The sequence below is a fragment of the Paraburkholderia phymatum genome, assembly GCF_038900715.1.
Taxonomy (GTDB): domain Bacteria; phylum Pseudomonadota; class Gammaproteobacteria; order Burkholderiales; family Burkholderiaceae; genus Paraburkholderia; species Paraburkholderia phymatum_A.
Genome location: NZ_JAYMRZ010000020.1, coordinates 88,058 through 105,442, shown reverse-complemented (window position 1 = coordinate 105,442; position 17,385 = coordinate 88,058). Strand labels below are relative to the sequence as shown.

Sequence of the window (17,385 nt, the reverse complement as noted above, 5' to 3'; positions counted from 1 at the left end):
GTGCGTTTATTGTTCTTCTCGGGATGTCGTGGACGCGCGGCGCAGACTGCGCTTCAGACGGCGCTTGAGTGCCCTCCAGCGCGAACGATAGATCGGTAGCTGCGGCGTGTCCTGGGAGCACCGCCTTACGGCGAGTGAGTACCGGATGCGCGCCGGCAAATTCAGCACACTGGGCCGGCCGCTCTTGACGATCGCCTCGTCGCGAATGTCCTGCGCGATGTCGCGCTCACGCTTGCCCAACTCACGAGGCGGCAGAACGAATTGCCGCCGGTACCGCCGCGCTAGGGCGAGCGCTCGGTCGGCCACCGGATAGGCCCGCCGCTCTAATACCGCAAGCGCTTCCTCCGGACCGCCGAAGTCGGAGAAATACACCTCGTCGACGTGACGGTTGGCGTCGCCGACCAACTGCTGTAGACCGCGCCACGTTGCTTCGAGCCGCACATCGCCGGCGCCGTCCCCGGTCGAGAGGCCATCGGCTAGGGCCGGAAGTTCGAACTCGTACCGATAACCTGATCTGGTCGGCGCGCTCATGAGCCAGCCCTGATGGTTGCTGACGATCAAGTCCCAGACGACGCGCGCGTAGGCCTCGAGCTGTTCGGCGTTCGTGAGTGCCCGGCGCTTGCTGTCGCTCGCTGCAGTATTGCGACGCCGGCGCCAGCTAATCACGCCTTTCCACGCCGTCCCGATTGCGATCAGTGCGCTCGCAATGGACTTAATCGGTATCGTCGAGAGGTCGAACATGGAGCGCCTGCCGTCGGGTTGATTCAAATCCCGCTCCCGAGGGGGCGAGTCCAGGTTGAGGGTGCGAAGGGGCGCCGTGGGCCACAGCAGCAGTACCAGAGCCACGAGCCACGAGCCACGAGCCACGAGCCACAGGGCCCGCGGTGCCACTTCGCGATCGTCTCGTCCTCGATACGCAGTTGCGGACGGGATCGAGATGACAAACAGCAAGCGTGATCTGCGTCGCCCTTTTTCCCTTCGGCGCTGCGTATTTACTGGGACGCGACGCGAATGGCCGGTGCGTATTCGCAAAAATGAGGGTAAACCCCTATCAAAGCCGAGGCGCGATCCGATTTTCCGGTATTATTTTAATTAAACGCAATGCCGCTAAGGAGAGTTAGCGGCATTGATGACCCCACGAAGTTCCGGCCCGAGGCCGGGAAGTAGCCTGCGGCCGCATCGATCCGATCCTGCACGGTTCAGTGCGATCGATTTCGTTATCAGGCTTGAAAAGCCCGATCAGAGCTGCATTTAGTCGCGCCGAAATCCGGCGGCGCAACTACACTCGAACGACGATCCGTGTGGGAAAAGGCAGTTATCCTAAGCATCGAATTCGAGTGTGCACCCAAGATGCCAGTCACCAGGATGCGCAGCTCTTGTGACGGCCATAGACGTCGCCATATGTATGCGTCCGACAAGAGGCTGTGTCTCGGCCACGGAGCTTCCGTTGATAAAGTCAGTCAGTCTGGCTGATCTCCGGGGATCTCAGGAACAAGCGAGTTGCTGGCAATGAATGCCGCTCACGGGTTCTGCCTGCCCGGTACGTAGCGACGCGGTGAGGGCGCGTTCGGAAAGCGCGCATACCCGAAACCTCGCGTCATAGAAGACGGGGCCAGCGTTAAGCGTGCGCAGCATCTCCGCTAGCACAAAAGCAGATGACACAGCGCCGACGAACGGAACCGCGACTGACTTGCCCGCGACCAGAACGCGACCGCATTCATCCAGCGCAAGCGCGTCGTAGCCCTCGTTCCCCTCCGCCCGACGACGCGCTCGATCTTCCCTTTCCTGGCGCGCCTGCGCGTGCTCGAGTGGCCACAAATCGGCCGCAGGCCGTCGGTTCGGCCACGATTGCACAGCAACAGAGTCGAAGGTTCCGACCTCGCCTCCCAAGCCCGAATCGAAGATCAACGGAAAGCCTGCCTGGGCTAACCACTGACGCGCCCCGTTATCGTCGAATCCCGACAGCGCAATCACGGGCTCACGATAAGTTCGACGATAATTCCCATCTACGAAACGCTCAATCAGCCGGGTATCGAATCCGCGCTTCTCAAGCCATTCCGACACCACACGGGTCTTGGGGTGTGCGAGCATGTCGCTATTCAATAGAGCGCCCGTTTCCAGATTCGGAGATTCGACCAGATCATCGTCGCATAGATAGATTCTTGAGCCTTTGGTGGTAGAAAACGGCAGACATGCCAGTGCCCAAAGATAGGCTTGGCCGAGGTGACCTAACCCGAAGCAGGAAAGCTCCACCGGGGCTTCGTCGATGGCGGCTCCAATCGAGTCGGACGAATCACACGGCAAGTCCGGTCGCCACAACGAAAAGCTGATGGCGCGGCGTGCAGCCGCTACGCTAATACGAGCGAACGAAGCAAACACCTCGCCCACCGCGACGGCTGCGGCGGCAAGCGGCGCCAGCGCACACCATGGACGCTCAGGAAGCCGCGCGACTTGCGCCGCAGGTCCGACACTCACTCTCCAGCCATCAAAGGTAATGCGTAGCGAAAGCCTTCGCGGGTCCGCATCACCCAGCAGGATGTGAACCCGGTCAGGATCTACGCCTGCAAGGTGACGCTGTCCACCGAGTTCCTCGAGCGCCTTCCCCAGCGTCGGCTGCAAGCTGACGCGCACGAGTGTGGGTGCCGCCCACACGCTTTGCGGCGCGATAACCTGCACGGGAGCAGCAAAGCACTTTACGGCGAGATTTGCCACCGTAAGCAGTGCCACCTGCTTTGCATGGGAAATTGCAACATCGGCGCCGACGACGATTTGCAATCGGCGAGCCGCACGTGCGGTCCGGGATTCTTTCGGTGCGGTTCCGTCACGGTCAAGCCAGATTTTGTCGATACGGGACACATTGCCCGGAAGCTCCGATATTTCGATCATTACATCACCATAAGGAGAGACGCACGGGGACGTTCGCGTCCCCTGCGTCGAAAGACCGCCACTGGCGCTTCCCGAGAAAGCGGTGAATGCCCACCCTCGAAAGCGACCACAAGGACGTGTCGCCGAAGCTCGGCAGGATCAAAGCGACGTGCCCGGCGACTGGGATCATCGGGTTGGCCTTGTCCACCGAGCTCTGCCGGACATCCGGCGTCGGGTGTGTATGCACGTCAGCCAGCACATGCAGCCTGCGCCTGTTGCAGACCGCCCACAAAGAGGAGAAGCCCGTCCGATGGAACTCGACGATCCCGTGACTCAGCGCCCTGTGGTCCAGATCGTCATAGCAGATGAAATCAACGACCTGGCGCTTGGGGGCATTCTGCAGGCCGAGGAGAAACGCTCCGGATTCCCGTTGGCCGCGGCTACGTGAAGCGAGCTGGCGCACCAGCCTACGCCACAGCAGGACCGGGATTTCGATCTGGTCGCTATTGGCCAAGATAGTCCCCGCAGTTGAGCCAACGATAGACGAGCGTGATGAAATCAGTCAGCTTCACGGTCGGATTCCATGCATCCTTCGTCCAAGGGTGTCCCGGAATCGCGAGCCGGTCGTAATGGTGATAGAAACCACGACCAGGCGCGGCCCATCCGGCGACCTTGAACACTGACGCAACGGTAGAACCGGATCGGCCTTTCGGCCATTTTTCAGGAACGAGGAAGGTGCCCGTGCCCGGATCCCAAAAGCCGCCCGTGCTGGCTTGGCTGCCGTAATTGTCGACATTCCACCGCACCAGCCACTGATCCGGGCTGTTGGGTCGAATCGCTGCCGCGATCCATGTATCGATGTAAGGCCAGACGAGTCCTGACACCGGCGTTGCGAGCGCCCATCGGCCCCCCGCAACGCCAGCTCGAAAACGCCCGCCCGTCAGTTCCGCCTCAAGCAGGCGCTGCGCGTTCGTCGACATGGTCAGCCCTGCGGATTAACTTCTTTGACCAGGTTGAACTCGAGCGCATGCTGCCCGGGGCGCAGGAGCTCGCCAAGGTGCTGGTCGATCCGCGGAATTTCCTTGGACGGCTCCAGTTCCAGCACCAGTTCCGCACCATCAGCGTCGTCGATATGAAAGCGCTTTTTGGCCCACACCGTGACGGTTTCAATCGTCGCGGCAGGAGAAAAGTGACGCTTGGGATTGTGGCCGTTGTAACTCACCGTCACCGTGACGCTACGTGCCGCCTTCGTGTGAATGTGCCGCTTCTCAGGCAGCAGGAGTGCCAGCACGGTCAAGCTGACGTCGGCCGGCCCGTGAGTGTCGCAATCGCCGTCTACGTCAGTACGCGCCTCCTCGGCCTCTCCGACGAAAACGAACTCGTCATCTCCGGGCAGCGCGTTGTGGCGCGCGAGCACGTCCTTCAGCAGTTCGTTGCCCGCCGCCTCGATCACCTGCGGATCCCCGCAGCCGTGCAAAAACAGTTCAAATAATTGGGGTTCCATTGAACACCTCACGCAAAAACATGGTTGCGATCGTGCGAGGGGCATGGCAGACTTGTTGTCCAGACAAACAACCTCGCCTCATTTTCTGCGCAGACGCGGCATTTTTGAGCAAAAGCATCCGTTGTCTGGCTGGACAACAGCCTGACAGAACTTTTTACTGCTGTCAAGCAGAGGACATGGTGCGTCCGTACTTGCCTTCTCATCGGCACCGGGCATGGCCCGACCGAGGTCGACGACTGCGAGCTACCGTCTATCGCTTGTGAATATTGATTTCGGAGAAACCTGATGCCCCAGACCGGCCTGGGCGCAGCGCTGCGAGCGCTGCGTGAACGCCGAACGCTCTCACAGCGCGAGTTAAGCGAACTCAGCGATGTGGATAACGCCTACATCAATCGCCTTGAGAGCGGCGAGAAAACAAACCCCACCCCCGACACTTTGGCCAAGCTGATACGTGCGCTAAAGGCGCCAGAACGCGACGCTGCGATGGTCAAGTGGCTCGCGGATAATGCGAACGCGTCGGTGGAATTGGTCAAATATGTGCTTGACCACGCGGAGATTCCGGTGGACTACTTCATCTCCGCCGCGGGAATGCGATTTCGAGGCGACGCTCGACCCACTCCTGAAAAACTCATCGAACGGGTCAAGCGTCTTTACGAAGCCGAAGACGACGAGGAGTAAGCCGTGGATGATCAGGATGTTCAGCGCATCGCGCGCGACTGGATTTCAGACCTGGATCTATCGAACATCCGAAACGATCTCACGGCATACATCAAGAAGGCCAACGCCCGATTGCATGTGGATGATTTGGGCTCGGGACAGTCGGGCACCACCGTCACCATCAAGGGCAAGACACACATCACCGTCAACTCAGGCGAACCCGATGAGCGGCAACGCTTCACGATTTGCCATGAGATTGCCCACATCGTGCTTGGCCTTCCTTCCCGACACGAACTGGTTCCGCAATGGGGATATGTCAAGCGCGACCAGAATGAAGTCTTTTGCGACACCTTCGCCGCAGAACTCCTTATGCCGTGGCAGCAGTTCCAGACGGTCATTCGCGACATCGACGAACCGAGCCTCGCCGCCATACAGCAATTAACTCAGGAGTTCAAAACATCGTATCCCGCGGCCTGCTCGCGCTTCTCCCAGTTTGCACCATTCCCCTGTGCATTCGTGACAATGGAATCCGGACGCATCCGCTACGCCGCACGCTCGACGACATTACGTCAGATCGGTGCGAAGATTCCATCGAAGTCACCCATCCCCGATGCCTCCATCGCGGCGCGGCTGCGCGCCATGGAAAAAAACGGTACGGAACAAGACACCGTAGAGCAGGACATATGGTTCGACGATTGGGAAGCTGGGCTCGATCTCACTGAACTCGCCAGACACTATGCGAAGACGGATACCACCGTGTCATTGATCTGGTTTTCTGAGGAAGAGGCGCCAAGAGTCGAAGTCGACAGATTCGGCAGTCGCATCATCGAGGACGAAGGCCTGTCCGAACTGACGGGGGAGCTTTCGTTTTCCAAGCGGAGCAGACGCAGATGATCGTCGGTTTTTGACGGCGAACGGCCCTCCAGTTTTACGTCCGCTCATATCCCGGGCGACGTGATGGTGAACCGCCTCGTCGGTGACATTTCTATTCCGCTTAGCTCAAGCGCCTGTCCAGCAAGTCTTCGCTGTCCTCGTTGAGTCCCGCGGATGCGGATTGACACATCTATCGTCGCAACGGTGACAGAATCATTGCGGTTTACGGAACAAGAAGGAACCGACACCGGGCATGAAAGCGGTGCTCATGTTCGATGAGAATTTCCGGCGCGCGAAGAAAGAGATGAAAGGCTATCCAGCCTTCCGGCCGGCGCTAGATTTGCCTGGGCTGATCAGCGCCATGATCGACGTGCGCGCTGCCGGAACGCGTCATCCGCCGGGTCGTGGAGCAACGCAAGGCGCAGCTCGCAGCGATGGAAAGGGGGCAGCGTTCCGTGATTTCCGGGAAGAAGAGTCTCCGCGCCTTCCTGTCGTCCGGGTCGAGATAGATTCGCATTCCTTCCTCTTGTGGCGCGATCAGGATCGCGACCCCAGATGGGGTGACGGCAGGGCCGGCACCCTTCCTGGTCGCGCTGGCTGGTCGGGGAGCGCCCGCGCCTGGTGATCGTCCAATGCCCGCGTCTTGCCTTCGTTGCTCTCCACTTTCGGTCGCTATCGCCCTTCCCCGGGCGGTTCGCTCGCACAAGTAGTCGAACAGCAACGAGAGGGTGACCATTTTCGCCGGATCGCAGTGTCCGGTTTTCCCGGAGGCAGGTCCCCAACAGTGGTACGAAGGCGCATTACATCGCCCGGGCAAATGCGCCGCCCACAGATTGTTGCCAAACGTGAGCATAGACGTTAAATGCCACGAGCTTTTTTTCTGCGGGAGTAAAAGGCGGGTCAGGCAGCCTGGCGAATACCTCGTCAAGAATGAAGATTTCAACGTCCGCTTTCGTTTGTTCCTTCTCCCAGAACCGGTCGAGCTCGGCTAAGCGGGCTTTGACTGCCGCAAGCAGGTCTCGGCTCGCTTGCTTGACGCGCTCACGGACGGCATGGTCCAAGCCATCTTTGAGAAGCAGGTCAAACATGGCGAGTCCATCTTCGTCCAGTCCTTCCCGTGTTGCCCGCTTTTGTTCCTCGTCAAGGCTGTTCACCAGCTCCATTAGTCGGCGGAAGGTTTCCTCAACCGTGGTGCGGTCCTTTTCTTGGTTGTAGTCGGCGACAATCTCTTCGTACTTGCGTTGGTAATCCATGCGCGACGGGTTGCGCGCCAGCATCTCGGCGAGTTTCTGCTCCACAACGTCGCGGATGTCCTGTATCGCCGTTGCCTTACGTCGTACCTTCTTGGCGAACTCAGCGCGCAGCTTTTCAAGGTCGAGTTTGCTCAGGTCGAAGGTCAGGCCTTCAGTTTGATCTCGCCCCGGAGCTTGCGTGCGAATTGCCTCGTTGACGATTCTGTGCAGTTCCTTCAAAAGCTCTGTGACATCGGCAGTGTCTCGCCGCTCAGTCAGCTTCTTATAAATGGCTTCGATGTTGTCATGCCGCTCAGCATATTGGAACGCGGTTGGTTCCATCAGGAGCGAGCGGAATCGGATGAACACCTGTCGCGCGAGGATTTCAAATCGTTGCTTGCTGTCGTCGGTGGTGTAGACTGCATCCACGCCATCCTTGATGCCTGCGATGCGAGCAAAGCCCTTGGCCGCGATCAATGTGGCTGGGTCGAAGCCGACGCTGCGTAGATGGAACTCGGTCGCCTCTATGGCCTCAAGGAGCGCCTGAACGCGCTCCTCGACGGGGGCGATGATGTCGCCATCACCCGTATCGTCATCACCCAGCGCGTACTGTGCTAGCGCTTCGCGCAGGCTCTTCAGCATCCCGTTGTAATCTACGATCAGCCCGAAATCCTTGCCCGGATAGACGCGGTTGGCGCGCGCAATGGCCTGCATCAGCGTGTGCGCTTTCATCGGTTTGTCGATATAGAGGCTCGAGAGGCTTTCTACATCGAAGCCCGTCAGCCACATGGCGCATACGATGGCGACACGGAACTTGTGTCGAGGGTCCTTGAAGGCGGTTTCGACATCGACTCGTTCGCCGCCCGGAATGTCGAAACCCTGTTTCATGCGGGCGCGGTGGGGGATGATGTCAAAGCCCCACTTCTTGAAGTCGGCGACCTCGTTTTGCGCCTCACTAATAATGATTTCGATGATGGTTTCGTCGAGCCAGGTTGCCTGTGCAGCGAGCTTAGTGGCCTCGGCCTCCTTCCCATTGATCGCTGCATCTGCGGCGGCTGCCCGTACGGCGTCGGCCTTCGCCTTCCACCGCGGAATGATGCGCTGGTACATGCGGGCGCAGGTGATCTTGTCGATACAGACAAAAAGCACCTTGCCGGACTGCCAGCGTGTCGCGCAGTGCTCGACGAAATCGGCAGCAATCTTGTCCAACCGGTCGCCGGCGGTGATGACCTCGTAATCCTTGCCCAGTAGTTTGTCGAGCAAGGCGGTCTGGTCAGCGTCTAGGTCCGCCTCCTCAATCTTCTCGACGATATGGTCGTTGAGGTCGGCTCTGGCAATACAGAGCTTTTCACCCCGATTTTCGTAGACAAGCTTAACGGTCGCACCATCTTCCTCGGACCGCTTGAAGTCGTAACGCGATATATAGTCACCGAAAATGCGCTTGGTGATCTGGTCTTGCTTGAAGAGCGGCGTTCCGGTGAAGCCGATGAAAGCCGCGTTGGGAAGTGCCAGCCGCATGTTGCGCGCTAGCCGACCCGCTTGGGTGCGGTGCGCTTCGTCCGAGATGACGATGATGTCGTCGCGCTCGCTGTATGGTTCCTCCGGCTTAACATCTTGGTTGAACTTGTGAATCAGACTGAAGACATACCGGTGATTCTCCCTCAGCAACTTCTCAAGTTCGACGCCGGTAGACGCACGTGGCGTCTTGTTATCGGCAATGCCACAGCCGACAAACGTCCCGTAAATCTGACCATCTAGGTCATCGCGGTCGGTCATCAGCAGGAAGGTGAAATTCCCGGGCAGCTTGCGTCGGACCTTTTCTGCAAAGAAGGCCATCGAGTAGGATTTGCCGCTGCCCTGCGTGTGCCAGAACACACCCAATCGGCCAAGGTCTGGGTGTGCACGCTCAATGATATTGACTGGGCCCTGCGGCACGAATGAAGGTATATCCGGTGCACTGGCAACTTTTTCCTGGACCTTGGTGGTGCGTCGCCTGGTGTCAGGCCGGTCGAGTGGTAGCTCGACCACGCGGTGTCGCAAGCGCTCGCCCGGCGGGAATTGTCGTTTCAACTCCTCTTGTCGTGCAACGGAGGCAACAGCTTGGTTGACCCCAAGTACCTGATGGTTACGGGCGACAACTTTACGCGTGGTGCCAGGCTTGCTTTCGTCAAAAAGGATGAAATTCTCGATGATGTCGAGTAGTCGGTCATGCGCAAGCATGCCATTGAGCAGGACTTGAGCGGCAACGCTGCCCCTGTCGTTCTCGTCGAGCCGTTTCCATTCGTAGAAGTGTTCCCACAGACTGGTGATTGAGCCGTAGCGCGCATTATCGCCGTTGGAGACGATCAGGAAAGCGTTGTGGTGGAAGGCATGGGCGATAACGTTCTCGTCCATGTAGTCACTCAGGTTGCTGTCGAACCCAGCGCGAATGTTCTTGTAGACCGCCTTGAGCTCAATGAACACTAACGGCAAGCCGTTGACGAAGCACACCAAATCTGCACGGCGGTTGTAATTGGGCGTGCGAATGCCGGTGAGCTTCAATTCGCGTACCGCGAGGAATCTGTTTGCGCCGGGCTTATTATCAAAGTCAATCACGCGGGCCCGGACGGTTTTGCGGTGCCCGGCTTCATCGCGGAACTCAACCGGTACACCGCCACGCAGCAGGCGATAGAAATCGCGATTGTGCTGAACCATGGAGCGACTGACGTCGTAAACCGTGAGTTGGCGGAGCGCGTCGTCTACGGCAATTGCGGGCAATTCCGGGTTTAGGCGAACGAGCGCGGCACGCAGGTCACGCGTCAGAACGGCCTCTTTCGTGTCAGTTCGACCCAAGGTGCCGTGCGGCCCGAAAGTCTCTTCGTTCCAGGCATAGATGCTTTCCCAACCGAGCACCTTCTCAAGGTGTTCGGCGAACGTCTTCTGCACCAGTCGGTCTTCGCCATTGATGGGCGTTATAGCCATTGCGCTTCCCCTCCCATGCTCCTGTCACCCTAACGTCAGACTGCAATTTCCCCATTCATCAGGCGTGGCAATAGGAGGTCACGGGCCTCCACAAGTTGTTGATTTTGCTGATCCAAGACGCGCACCTGCTGAAACAGCGGTGAGACGGTCTCGTCGAAAAGTGATGCAAGACGGTCGGGGGGAACGGATACGTGATATCGATCGAAGCAACTAGCCTGCACTCGCTGTCGGCCCGATGATCCAATCATGCTTTTGATCGCGTTTTCCCTGAAGTCGGGTTGCCGCGCCGTCAAATAGACAAAATAATTGCTGACTTTTCGCCCCCGAAGAACAATGAACTCGGTCGATCCACATGCCACGTCTTCGGGTTGCAAAAATTGCACAAACCCTGTCTTTCCGTTTTCGAGACACGGTGTGATCCGCGCAAACAGTGTGTCTCCCGTTCGGAATCGAACGCCTGTAGAGATTCGGCGGCGCTCAAATGTCCGTTTATCAATGAGCATTCCCAATTCCGATAGCGACGCCATAGGAACATAGGTAATCTCCCCCTCGTCAGTACGTGGCGTCGGGGGATTGATATGAAATGCTTCCGATGCTGCAAGGCGCTCCCACCCGACTGGAAGGCCGTTAACGATCGAAATGTGTTCATGTCCTGGGAAGCGCAAATAGACGAACCACTCGCGATAAAGCAACTTCGCAGCCTCTTCCAGCAAGGTTATTCGCTTGCGATTGTTCTCGATCATATCGTCGTAGGCTGACAACACCGAGACAAGGCGCTCCTGCGTGGGTCTGTCTGGCGCGCGAACCTTGAGCGTGTGCAGTACGTTGCGATCGACACCTGGTACTGCCGCTTTCTCCGACCGATAGTTCTTGAGAGTATTCCGGAGCAAATAAGCAGCATATCGAGGGCAGTTTCCCTTGAAATCGACCACATAGAGCGCCGTGTTGAGAGGCCAGTACGGTTCCTCAATATAGAAGACCTCGCCGATGGTTCCATATCGGCCCGTCACGACGCCGGGTGGTTCGGCCTTTGCGATGTTGTGTTTCCCGGTTATTCCGGATGATGAGACAACAGGCACGGGACCATCGACGCGTACCCTGTCTGGCAGGTCGTGGCCCCGTTGAAGCTTGACAACATCGCCAAGCGTGCAGTCTTGCCAGCTCACGCGCCCAGCTCCTCAAAGTTTTTTGCAATGCGCGTCGCCAGCTCGACCGCTTCCTCGTTCAATCCTTTCAGATCAATGTGTATGGAGCGCAGTGCTTCCTCGAAGTCGAAATCCTCCTCCACTTCTTCCGGTGCGACACCGACATAGCGGCCCGGTGTGAGACTCCAGTCGTGATCCTCTATTTCCTTGCGGTTCACGAGCTTCACCAACCCTTCGACATCGCGTAGCGTGGCGTCGGGAAAGCGCTCTTGCAGCCAATCGGCCTGCTTCACGAAATAACGCACCTGGTGCAGCGCCTCAACGGCGTCGGCGCGTGCGGTTTCTAGGGCCTTGCGAGTCCGCGTAATATCTGTGCCGGGCCAGTCGGATGATTCGCGCGCATCAAGATCCTTGATCGCAATATCAATGGCGCGCCCTGCTAACTTGGCGGCCAGGTCGATCTGTTTTGTCAAATCCCTGCATTGCTCTGCCGCCGGATGCATTGCTTTGCGCGAGGCATGAAGCCCGGTGTTGCCGCGGGAAGCTTGAGCCCAGTCTTTTGAGCGGGCCGCAATCGCGTTGTTGAACGCCTTGACGTCCTGGCCGAGCGTTTTGCGCAACACAAGAATCTCTTCCCATGTTTCAGCGAGCGAGTCGGGATCGCGCTCCTGAGTTGCGAAAGGTTTTGCAAGCTCAATGAGCTTGTCCACCGCTGACAAGAACGCGGCAAGCTGCGCATCGGTCCTTTGGCCCTCCGCAATGGATTGGGCGATATAGGACTCGACCAGGTTGAGGAAGCGTTTATCTTGCTTGCGGTAAAGCCAGAAGATCGCGGCAATATTCTTTTGTTGCTCAGGCGAAAAATCGTAGACGGCGCGAGAGACCTTGCGGAAGATGTTGCGCGCATCGAGCATTAGAACGTGGTCGCGGCGCGCTTCATCGCGCTCTTTGGCTCGGTCGAAAAACCAGAGCTGGCAGGGCACCGTCCGGGTATAAAAGAAGTTACCCCGAATGTCGATCATCGCATCGACAGTCCCCGTCTCCACAATCTTCTGACGCACAATCGCTTCATCGCGGCCCGCGCTTGATGCTTGGGACGACATCACGACTCCCGCGCGGCCATCTTGGTTGAGGTAGCTATAGAAGTACGACAACCAGAGGTAGTTTGCGTTTGATACCTTTTTCGCCTTATTGACGCCGGGAAGGCCGAACGGCAGGCGTTTGTCGCTCTTGACCTTCTCCGCATCCACCTCGTCCACGTTGAAAGGCGGGTTCGCCATCACGAAATCACACTTGCCGATCAGTTCGTGAGGGTCCTTGTAGTACGTGATAGCCTCATTTCCGGCCCGTATTTTTCCTTCCAGTCCGTTGACAGCGAGGTTGATTTGCGCCAGCTTCGCTGTAGTCTCGTTCTTTTCGTGACCAAAAAAAGTGACGCGCTTCATTGTGTCCTGCCCGGCCTTCTCGATGAAGTGACTCGATTGGACGAACATGCCACCCGTACCGCAGGCCGGGTCTAGGACGATACCGTGGTTCGGCTCGATGACGTTGACAATGGTCTGCACGATAGAGGGCGGCGTATAGAACTCGCCGTTGTCGTGCGCCCCCGCCTTTGAGAACTCGGCCAGAAAATATTCGTAAATACGGCCGAAGACATCACCGGAAGCCTTTCGTAGGGCCTCAGTGTCGAATATCCGCATCATGTTCTCTAGGACTTCGCCGTCAAAGTGCTCGTAGTCCTTCGGGAGTTGACCTGCCAGCGGCGGGAAACCGTGCTCGATTTCCTCCATCGCTTGGGTTAGTGCCGCCCCGATGTTGCCGTCCTTGGGATTTTTAAGAATCTCGTCGTAGCAGGCTAATTGCGGGAGCATCAAAGCCCGGCGGCGGGCGAAATCCGCTGCCACGGGCGCCCGGCTGGGCATCCTCCCGGCTTTCTTGTCGGCCTCAATAGCCTCCAGCGCCGCGTAGTAGCGGTTGGTAGCCTGTCGTAGAAACAGCAAGCCCATGATTGGCAAAAAGTACTCATTGGAGGCGAGATTCGAATTGGCCCGGAGGTCATTGGCAATTTTCCAGAGTCCGGCTTCGAACTCTTCAATGCCTGTCATGTGGTCGGCGATCATCTAAGGCAACGGCGAGGTAATTGTCTGGGCATTATGCCAAAGCATGCGAAATTTACCGTGCTTTCTTTAGCGCGGGGCAATCTCCGGTTAGTTTTGCCGAGCGAAAACTTGAGCTCAGGGAATGACGGCCCACATATTCGGTCGATGTGTCCCGAACTGCGCGCCGAGAACATAAAGCTTTTCAGGGCGCAGTCTGACGAGCTGCGACGCCAGCATAGTAGCGAGCGACCTCTTCAACAACGCGCTGCTTTTCGGCTTGGACATAGATCGTCGTGGTTTGAAGCGACGCGTGACCCAGCACCTTCTGCACGACATCAACCGGTACTTCGTCAGCGACGGATTGTGTACCGAAAGTGTGCCGGAAAGCGTGTGCGTTCGCCTGACCGAGCAGCACCCGCTCATCCAGGCTCAACCCATCCATGGTCTCAACGAGCCCCTTGAGCATCCGGCCAATCAGCCGGTTCAGTCCGTCGGCGGTGTAACCGGCCTCACTTGAACCGGTCCGAACCCTTGGACTGAAAGGGCTCTGGCCGCCTCCCTGTCCCTGTCGATGCCGCCGGCGCGAGGGTACGGTCCACGGAATGATGACCGGTGCAAGCAGCGGTCCGCTCGATGCCTGGCCTGTAACTGTCTCGTCAAATCCCCTGCCCCGGTCAGCCCAATGGCCGCGCAGCGCCTGAAGCGCCGCCGCACTTACCGGTACCGTCCGCTCACGCTGTCCCTTGCCCACAATCGTTAGCTCCCACACGGGCCGCCCGGGCGTGCCGTAGACCGACGCCTTGAGATTTTCCCGAAGGGCCGACGCCGCTTCCTCGCGCCGCAGGCCCGAGTCGCCCATCAGAAGGATCGCCGCGCGCACAGCGCGCCACTGAACTGCGCGCTCGTCTGCGCATCGCACATCGAGCTCGACCCGCAACCGTCGCCACAGGTCGGCCGGTAAAGCTCGCTCGATCCTCATCGCACTGGCTCGCCGGATTACGGGTGGATCATTGACGGCGGTCCACGGGTTGCCGGCCAGATAGCGCACGTCGACCCACCAGGCGAATGCGGCGCGCAGCGCACGCACTGCGTAACGCTGCGAGTCCGCCGACAGCGAAGCCGCTCCGGCCGCACCCGATGCGAACGGTCGCCAGCGTGGCGAGTGACGCGCGAAGCGCTCACCGACGAAACGCGGATCCGGGCGCTTCAGGAAGTCCTTGTAGGCTTCGCAGTCGTCGACGCGCAGATCACTCATCGCCTTGCCACGCAGCACCACCGCCCACAGCAGAAAGCGCTCAAGCTCCTTGGTATAGGCGCGCAGGGTTTTCGGCTGGTCTCGGTAGCGGTTCAGGTACGCGCGCACGGCATCGAGGTCGTGCTTCGCCTGGATATAGCAGAAGGCCGCCGAACGGTTTTCGCCCTCGGCGCCCGAGAGTGCATGCGGCACCGACAGGCGTTCCAGCGGCGCGAGGGTGAGTCGACTCGAAGTCGTGCCGGATGGATTGCTATCTGGCACGACCTCGACCAGTTCGGCCGCGACCAGCGGCCTACCATCCTGTTCCACGGAGTCGACGTCAGGGTCCACCGTCAGCCCGAGCGCAATCTGTTGACGCCGCAACCAGCTGACGATCGCCCGCGCGCGACCGCGACCGATGCGGGGAATTGACCGCCACCAGCTCGCGCCGCGCCGGTTGCAGAACGCGACCAGCTCACCGAGCGTTCCGATGCCCTCGCCTTTCAGCCGGCGCGTCACGCGCGGACGCAGCCACGCCCCGATAGGATGATCGGGATGCGGCGGCACAGCAGCCAGCTGCGCCGCCTCCGTGACCATCCGGAAGGTCACCGCGGTCAGCTTGGGTTGCCCGTGCTGCCGGATCGACGCACGCAGATGATCGGCGAGCACCGCCGAGCCGTGCGCCATCGCGAGCTGTACCAGCGTGTCGAGCATCCGGGTCAGATGCCGCTCCATTGCGCCGGGCGTCGCCGCGTGCGGATCCTCGTCCGGATCATACCAGGTGCGCGCGATGACCGCCGGCTCGATGCGCTGCACGTACGCGCGCAGCGCCGTGAAATCCTTGATCGTGTAGCCGCGCTCAAGCGCGACCGGATGCGCCGGGCCCAATGGACGTTCAACCATGACGTCCCTTCCTGTCCATGCCATCATCCGGCGCGGAAGGTGTCGCGAAGCGGGCCAGCAGCGACCGCGCTTCCGCAAGGAACACCTCCGGGAACCGGCGGCACAGCTCCTCAAAAACCGGGCGCGCGGCCTGCAGGCGCGCCGCGACGCCGCCCACGGGCGCGCCTGCACCGTACCTTTTCAGGCCCCAGCCCGGACGGTCGGCGAACACCACCTGCTGCAGCACGACCACGGCACCACATTCCGCGATCCGCTGGCGCACGGCGCCGAAGTCATCGCTGAATACCACGGAGCTGTACGTCTGCACCAGGGCGCCCAGCACCATCAGCTCCGCGCGGCCCAGTGTTTCCGGGACGGGCAGGGAGATGCCATGGACCTCGTAGCGGATCGCCACCGCGCGCCGGCTCAGCGTGATAACGCGCTCGAGTTCAAGCACGAGGCGCGCGACCTCGCGGTCGGGCATCGCGTCGTCGGATTCGTCGTTATCCGGTGCGGAGTCTTGCGCCACGGGCCCTGGCCCTCTCTGGTAAATGGGAATTGCCGGATTTTACCCCTGAAACGCTATCCCGATAATAGCCATTATCAGGCTTGACCCAATTCCGTTGTTCCCTTCACCGGGAACCGCGACTGGGGTGCGGGCCTCGCGCATTCGCAAGAAGTTTGCTGTCAGGACGGAAGGAATTCAGAGCCGCGGCGAACCGCGCGGCCGGCTCGCCGTTTTTCAGGGTGACGGCGGTCAGCCTCGCGCTGCCATGCTTGCGGATGGAGCCGCGCAGCTGGGCGGCCAGCGCCGGTGACCCGCTGATCAGCGCGAGCCGCACGAGCGCGTCGGGCGTGGCCGCGTGCGGTGTGGTCACCGCGTACCCGCGCGCGCAGCGCCGCGAAGTCGGTCCGGATGAAGGTGCGGGGCGGTTGCCCCGTCAATTGCTGGGGCTGGTTGGACACGATCGGCGCCCGGTCAGTGGTCGTCGGGTTCGTCCGGCAGCCGTGTCTCGTAGTCCTGGCCGCCGTAATAGACGCCGAGCACCGACACGATGTCGCCGGTCACGCGGAACGCGATCACGGCGCGCTTGCGATAGTGGGTCACGCGCAGGCCGGGCAACAGGTCGTCGCGCGGCACGCCGCGCGAAGGAAAGGTCGCGAGCGCCGCGCAGAAGGTCACGATCGCGTCGACGTAGCGGGCGGCCGTCCCCGGGGCGCCCGCTTCGGCAATGTGCGCCTCGAGTTCGGCGAGCTGGTCGCGTGCCTCGGGGGCAAACTGGACCCGGTACGTCATGCGGGATCAGTGACGCCACGCTTGCGGCGCAGATGCGCGCGCACTTCGTCCACCGTCAGGCCGCGCTGCGGATCGGCCTCGAGGGCGGCGGCCGCCGGCAGGACCTGACGGGCCAGCCAGGCCTCAACGGCGCGATCGCGCGCGGCCAGCGAACGCAGCCCGTCGCGGATTACCTCGCTTTCGGACGCGTATTCGCCGCTCGCGACCTTGGCGCGCACGAGCTCGGCCATCTCGTTCGGCAGCGTGATGCTCATCTGCTGGGTAGTACGCATGATGGATCTCCTGATTCGACAGGATTTAATCCTACTCGCCGTCAGCCTGCCGCGCAATGCCAAGGGTTTCCCGGTCGGATCAGCGGTAACGAAACGCGCGCCGGATCGGAGCCAGCCAGGGTCTGACATCGGGGGCATCGTCAGTTGCTCGGCTGGGGTTGCGGTTTGAGCAGTCGCAGGCCAGGCAGATAGGCGAAGTCGTCGACGTTCAGCGTCATCAGGGCGTAGCCGTGCGCGATGGCCTGATCAGCGATCCACAGATCGTTGTAGCGAGGTCGGGGCGAGCGGCCGGACTGCCTCACCGCGGCGGCCAGCACGCCGAATGCAGCTGCCGTGTGCCGCGACACCTCGAGCACCGGACGAC

General features: G+C 60.1%; 17 protein-coding genes. 3 read left to right on the top strand and 14 right to left on the bottom strand.

Going from position 1 to position 17,385, the window contains the following annotated elements; genetic code table 11:
* Positions 1–6: 6 nt before the first annotated feature.
* From VSR68_RS30460 to VSR68_RS30440, 5 genes are all read right to left on the bottom strand, one after another.
* Positions 7–768 carry a hypothetical protein gene (locus tag VSR68_RS30460; RefSeq protein ID WP_342943391.1) on the bottom strand — a complete coding sequence of 254 codons (762 nt, stop codon included), beginning with the start codon at positions 766–768 and terminating at the stop codon, positions 7–9.
* Between the two features lie 717 nt (positions 769–1,485).
* Entirely contained in the window at positions 1,486–2,886 is a 1,401-nt protein-coding gene (locus VSR68_RS30455) for a hypothetical protein (RefSeq protein ID WP_342943390.1), read from the bottom strand.
* A gap of 4 nt (positions 2,887–2,890) precedes the next feature.
* Positions 2,891–3,379 carry a hypothetical protein gene (locus tag VSR68_RS30450; RefSeq protein WP_342943389.1) on the bottom strand — a complete coding sequence of 163 codons (489 nt, stop codon included), beginning with the start codon at positions 3,377–3,379 and terminating at the stop codon, positions 2,891–2,893.
* Positions 3,369–3,845: a DUF7665 family protein gene (locus VSR68_RS30445; protein ID WP_342943388.1), complete on the bottom strand. Its 477-nt coding sequence runs from the start codon at positions 3,843–3,845 to the stop codon at positions 3,369–3,371. The genes VSR68_RS30450 and VSR68_RS30445 overlap by 11 nt, the downstream gene beginning before the upstream one ends.
* Positions 3,846–3,847: 2 nt before the next feature.
* Positions 3,848–4,369: a hypothetical protein gene (locus VSR68_RS30440; protein ID WP_342943387.1), complete on the bottom strand. Its 522-nt coding sequence runs from the start codon at positions 4,367–4,369 to the stop codon at positions 3,848–3,850.
* A gap of 285 nt (positions 4,370–4,654) precedes the next feature.
* Between VSR68_RS30440 and VSR68_RS30435 the strand changes: the two genes are divergently transcribed.
* The 3 genes from VSR68_RS30435 (at position 4,655) to VSR68_RS30425 (ending at position 6,524) form a co-directional block, all read left to right on the top strand.
* Entirely contained in the window at positions 4,655–5,047 is a 393-nt protein-coding gene (locus tag VSR68_RS30435) for a helix-turn-helix transcriptional regulator (RefSeq protein WP_342943386.1), read from the top strand.
* A 3-nt stretch (positions 5,048–5,050) separates the two neighbouring features.
* Complete coding sequence (locus tag VSR68_RS30430; RefSeq protein ID WP_342943385.1) at positions 5,051–5,920, top strand: ImmA/IrrE family metallo-endopeptidase; 870 nt, start codon at positions 5,051–5,053, stop codon at positions 5,918–5,920.
* A gap of 232 nt (positions 5,921–6,152) precedes the next feature.
* Entirely contained in the window at positions 6,153–6,524 is a 372-nt protein-coding gene (locus VSR68_RS30425) for a hypothetical protein (protein WP_342943384.1), read from the top strand.
* A 175-nt stretch (positions 6,525–6,699) separates the two neighbouring features.
* Here the strand turns inward: VSR68_RS30425 and VSR68_RS30420 are convergent, their stop codons facing one another.
* The 9 genes from VSR68_RS30420 to VSR68_RS30380 all read right to left on the bottom strand — a co-directional run bounded on the left by VSR68_RS30420 (position 6,700) and on the right by VSR68_RS30380 (position 17,377).
* Positions 6,700–10,092 (bottom strand): type I restriction endonuclease subunit R, encoded by a 3,393-nt coding sequence (locus VSR68_RS30420; RefSeq protein WP_342943383.1) that lies wholly within the window; start codon positions 10,090–10,092, stop codon positions 6,700–6,702.
* 35 nt (positions 10,093–10,127) lie between these two features.
* The gene (locus VSR68_RS30415) at positions 10,128–11,258 is read right to left on the bottom strand and encodes a restriction endonuclease subunit S (protein WP_342943382.1); all 1,131 of its coding nucleotides are present in this window, start codon (positions 11,256–11,258) and stop codon (positions 10,128–10,130) included.
* A complete protein-coding gene (locus tag VSR68_RS30410; protein WP_342943381.1) occupies positions 11,255–13,357 on the bottom strand; it encodes a class I SAM-dependent DNA methyltransferase in 2,103 nt (700 codons plus the stop codon). Before VSR68_RS30410 ends, VSR68_RS30415 begins: the two co-directional genes overlap by 4 nt.
* A 181-nt stretch (positions 13,358–13,538) precedes the next feature.
* Complete coding sequence (locus VSR68_RS30405) at positions 13,539–15,473, bottom strand: site-specific integrase (RefSeq protein ID WP_342943380.1); 1,935 nt, start codon at positions 15,471–15,473, stop codon at positions 13,539–13,541.
* Positions 15,466–15,981, bottom strand: a complete 516-nt coding sequence (locus VSR68_RS30400; RefSeq protein WP_342943379.1) for a hypothetical protein — start codon at positions 15,979–15,981, stop codon at positions 15,466–15,468. The genes VSR68_RS30405 and VSR68_RS30400 overlap by 8 nt, the downstream gene beginning before the upstream one ends.
* Before the next feature lie 103 nt (positions 15,982–16,084).
* Positions 16,085–16,330 carry a hypothetical protein gene (locus tag VSR68_RS30395; protein ID WP_342943378.1) on the bottom strand — a complete coding sequence of 82 codons (246 nt, stop codon included), beginning with the start codon at positions 16,328–16,330 and terminating at the stop codon, positions 16,085–16,087.
* 101 nt (positions 16,331–16,431) lie between these two features.
* Positions 16,432–16,749, bottom strand: a complete 318-nt coding sequence (locus VSR68_RS30390) for a type II toxin-antitoxin system RelE/ParE family toxin (RefSeq protein ID WP_342943377.1) — start codon at positions 16,747–16,749, stop codon at positions 16,432–16,434.
* Positions 16,746–17,021, bottom strand: a complete 276-nt coding sequence (locus VSR68_RS30385) for a type II toxin-antitoxin system ParD family antitoxin (protein ID WP_342943376.1) — start codon at positions 17,019–17,021, stop codon at positions 16,746–16,748. Before VSR68_RS30385 ends, VSR68_RS30390 begins: the two co-directional genes overlap by 4 nt.
* A 140-nt stretch (positions 17,022–17,161) precedes the next feature.
* On the bottom strand, positions 17,162–17,377 hold the full coding sequence (locus tag VSR68_RS30380) for a hypothetical protein (RefSeq protein ID WP_342943375.1): 216 nt from the start codon (positions 17,375–17,377) through the stop codon (positions 17,162–17,164).
* Positions 17,378–17,385: the final 8 nt, after the last annotated feature.

What these genes read in the sequence shown, in the direction of transcription:
- VSR68_RS30455 (WP_342943390.1), bottom strand. Translation starts at nt 2,886, where the DNA reads ATGATCGAAATATCGGAGCTTCCGGGCAATGTGTCCCGTATCGACAAA.
- VSR68_RS30445 (WP_342943388.1), bottom strand. Translation starts at nt 3,845, where the DNA reads ATGTCGACGAACGCGCAGCGCCTGCTTGAGGCGGAACTGACGGGCGGG.
- VSR68_RS30440 (WP_342943387.1), bottom strand. Translation starts at nt 4,369, where the DNA reads ATGGAACCCCAATTATTTGAACTGTTTTTGCACGGCTGCGGGGATCCG.
- VSR68_RS30435 (WP_342943386.1), top strand. Translation starts at nt 4,655, where the DNA reads ATGCCCCAGACCGGCCTGGGCGCAGCGCTGCGAGCGCTGCGTGAACGC.
- VSR68_RS30425 (WP_342943384.1), top strand. Translation starts at nt 6,153, where the DNA reads ATGAAAGCGGTGCTCATGTTCGATGAGAATTTCCGGCGCGCGAAGAAA.
- VSR68_RS30420 (WP_342943383.1), bottom strand. Translation starts at nt 10,092, where the DNA reads ATGGCTATAACGCCCATCAATGGCGAAGACCGACTGGTGCAGAAGACG.
- VSR68_RS30410 (WP_342943381.1), bottom strand. Translation starts at nt 13,357, where the DNA reads ATGATCGCCGACCACATGACAGGCATTGAAGAGTTCGAAGCCGGACTC.
- VSR68_RS30405 (WP_342943380.1), bottom strand. Translation starts at nt 15,473, where the DNA reads ATGGTTGAACGTCCATTGGGCCCGGCGCATCCGGTCGCGCTTGAGCGC.
- VSR68_RS30390 (WP_342943377.1), bottom strand. Translation starts at nt 16,749, where the DNA reads ATGACGTACCGGGTCCAGTTTGCCCCCGAGGCACGCGACCAGCTCGCC.
- VSR68_RS30385 (WP_342943376.1), bottom strand. Translation starts at nt 17,021, where the DNA reads ATGCGTACTACCCAGCAGATGAGCATCACGCTGCCGAACGAGATGGCC.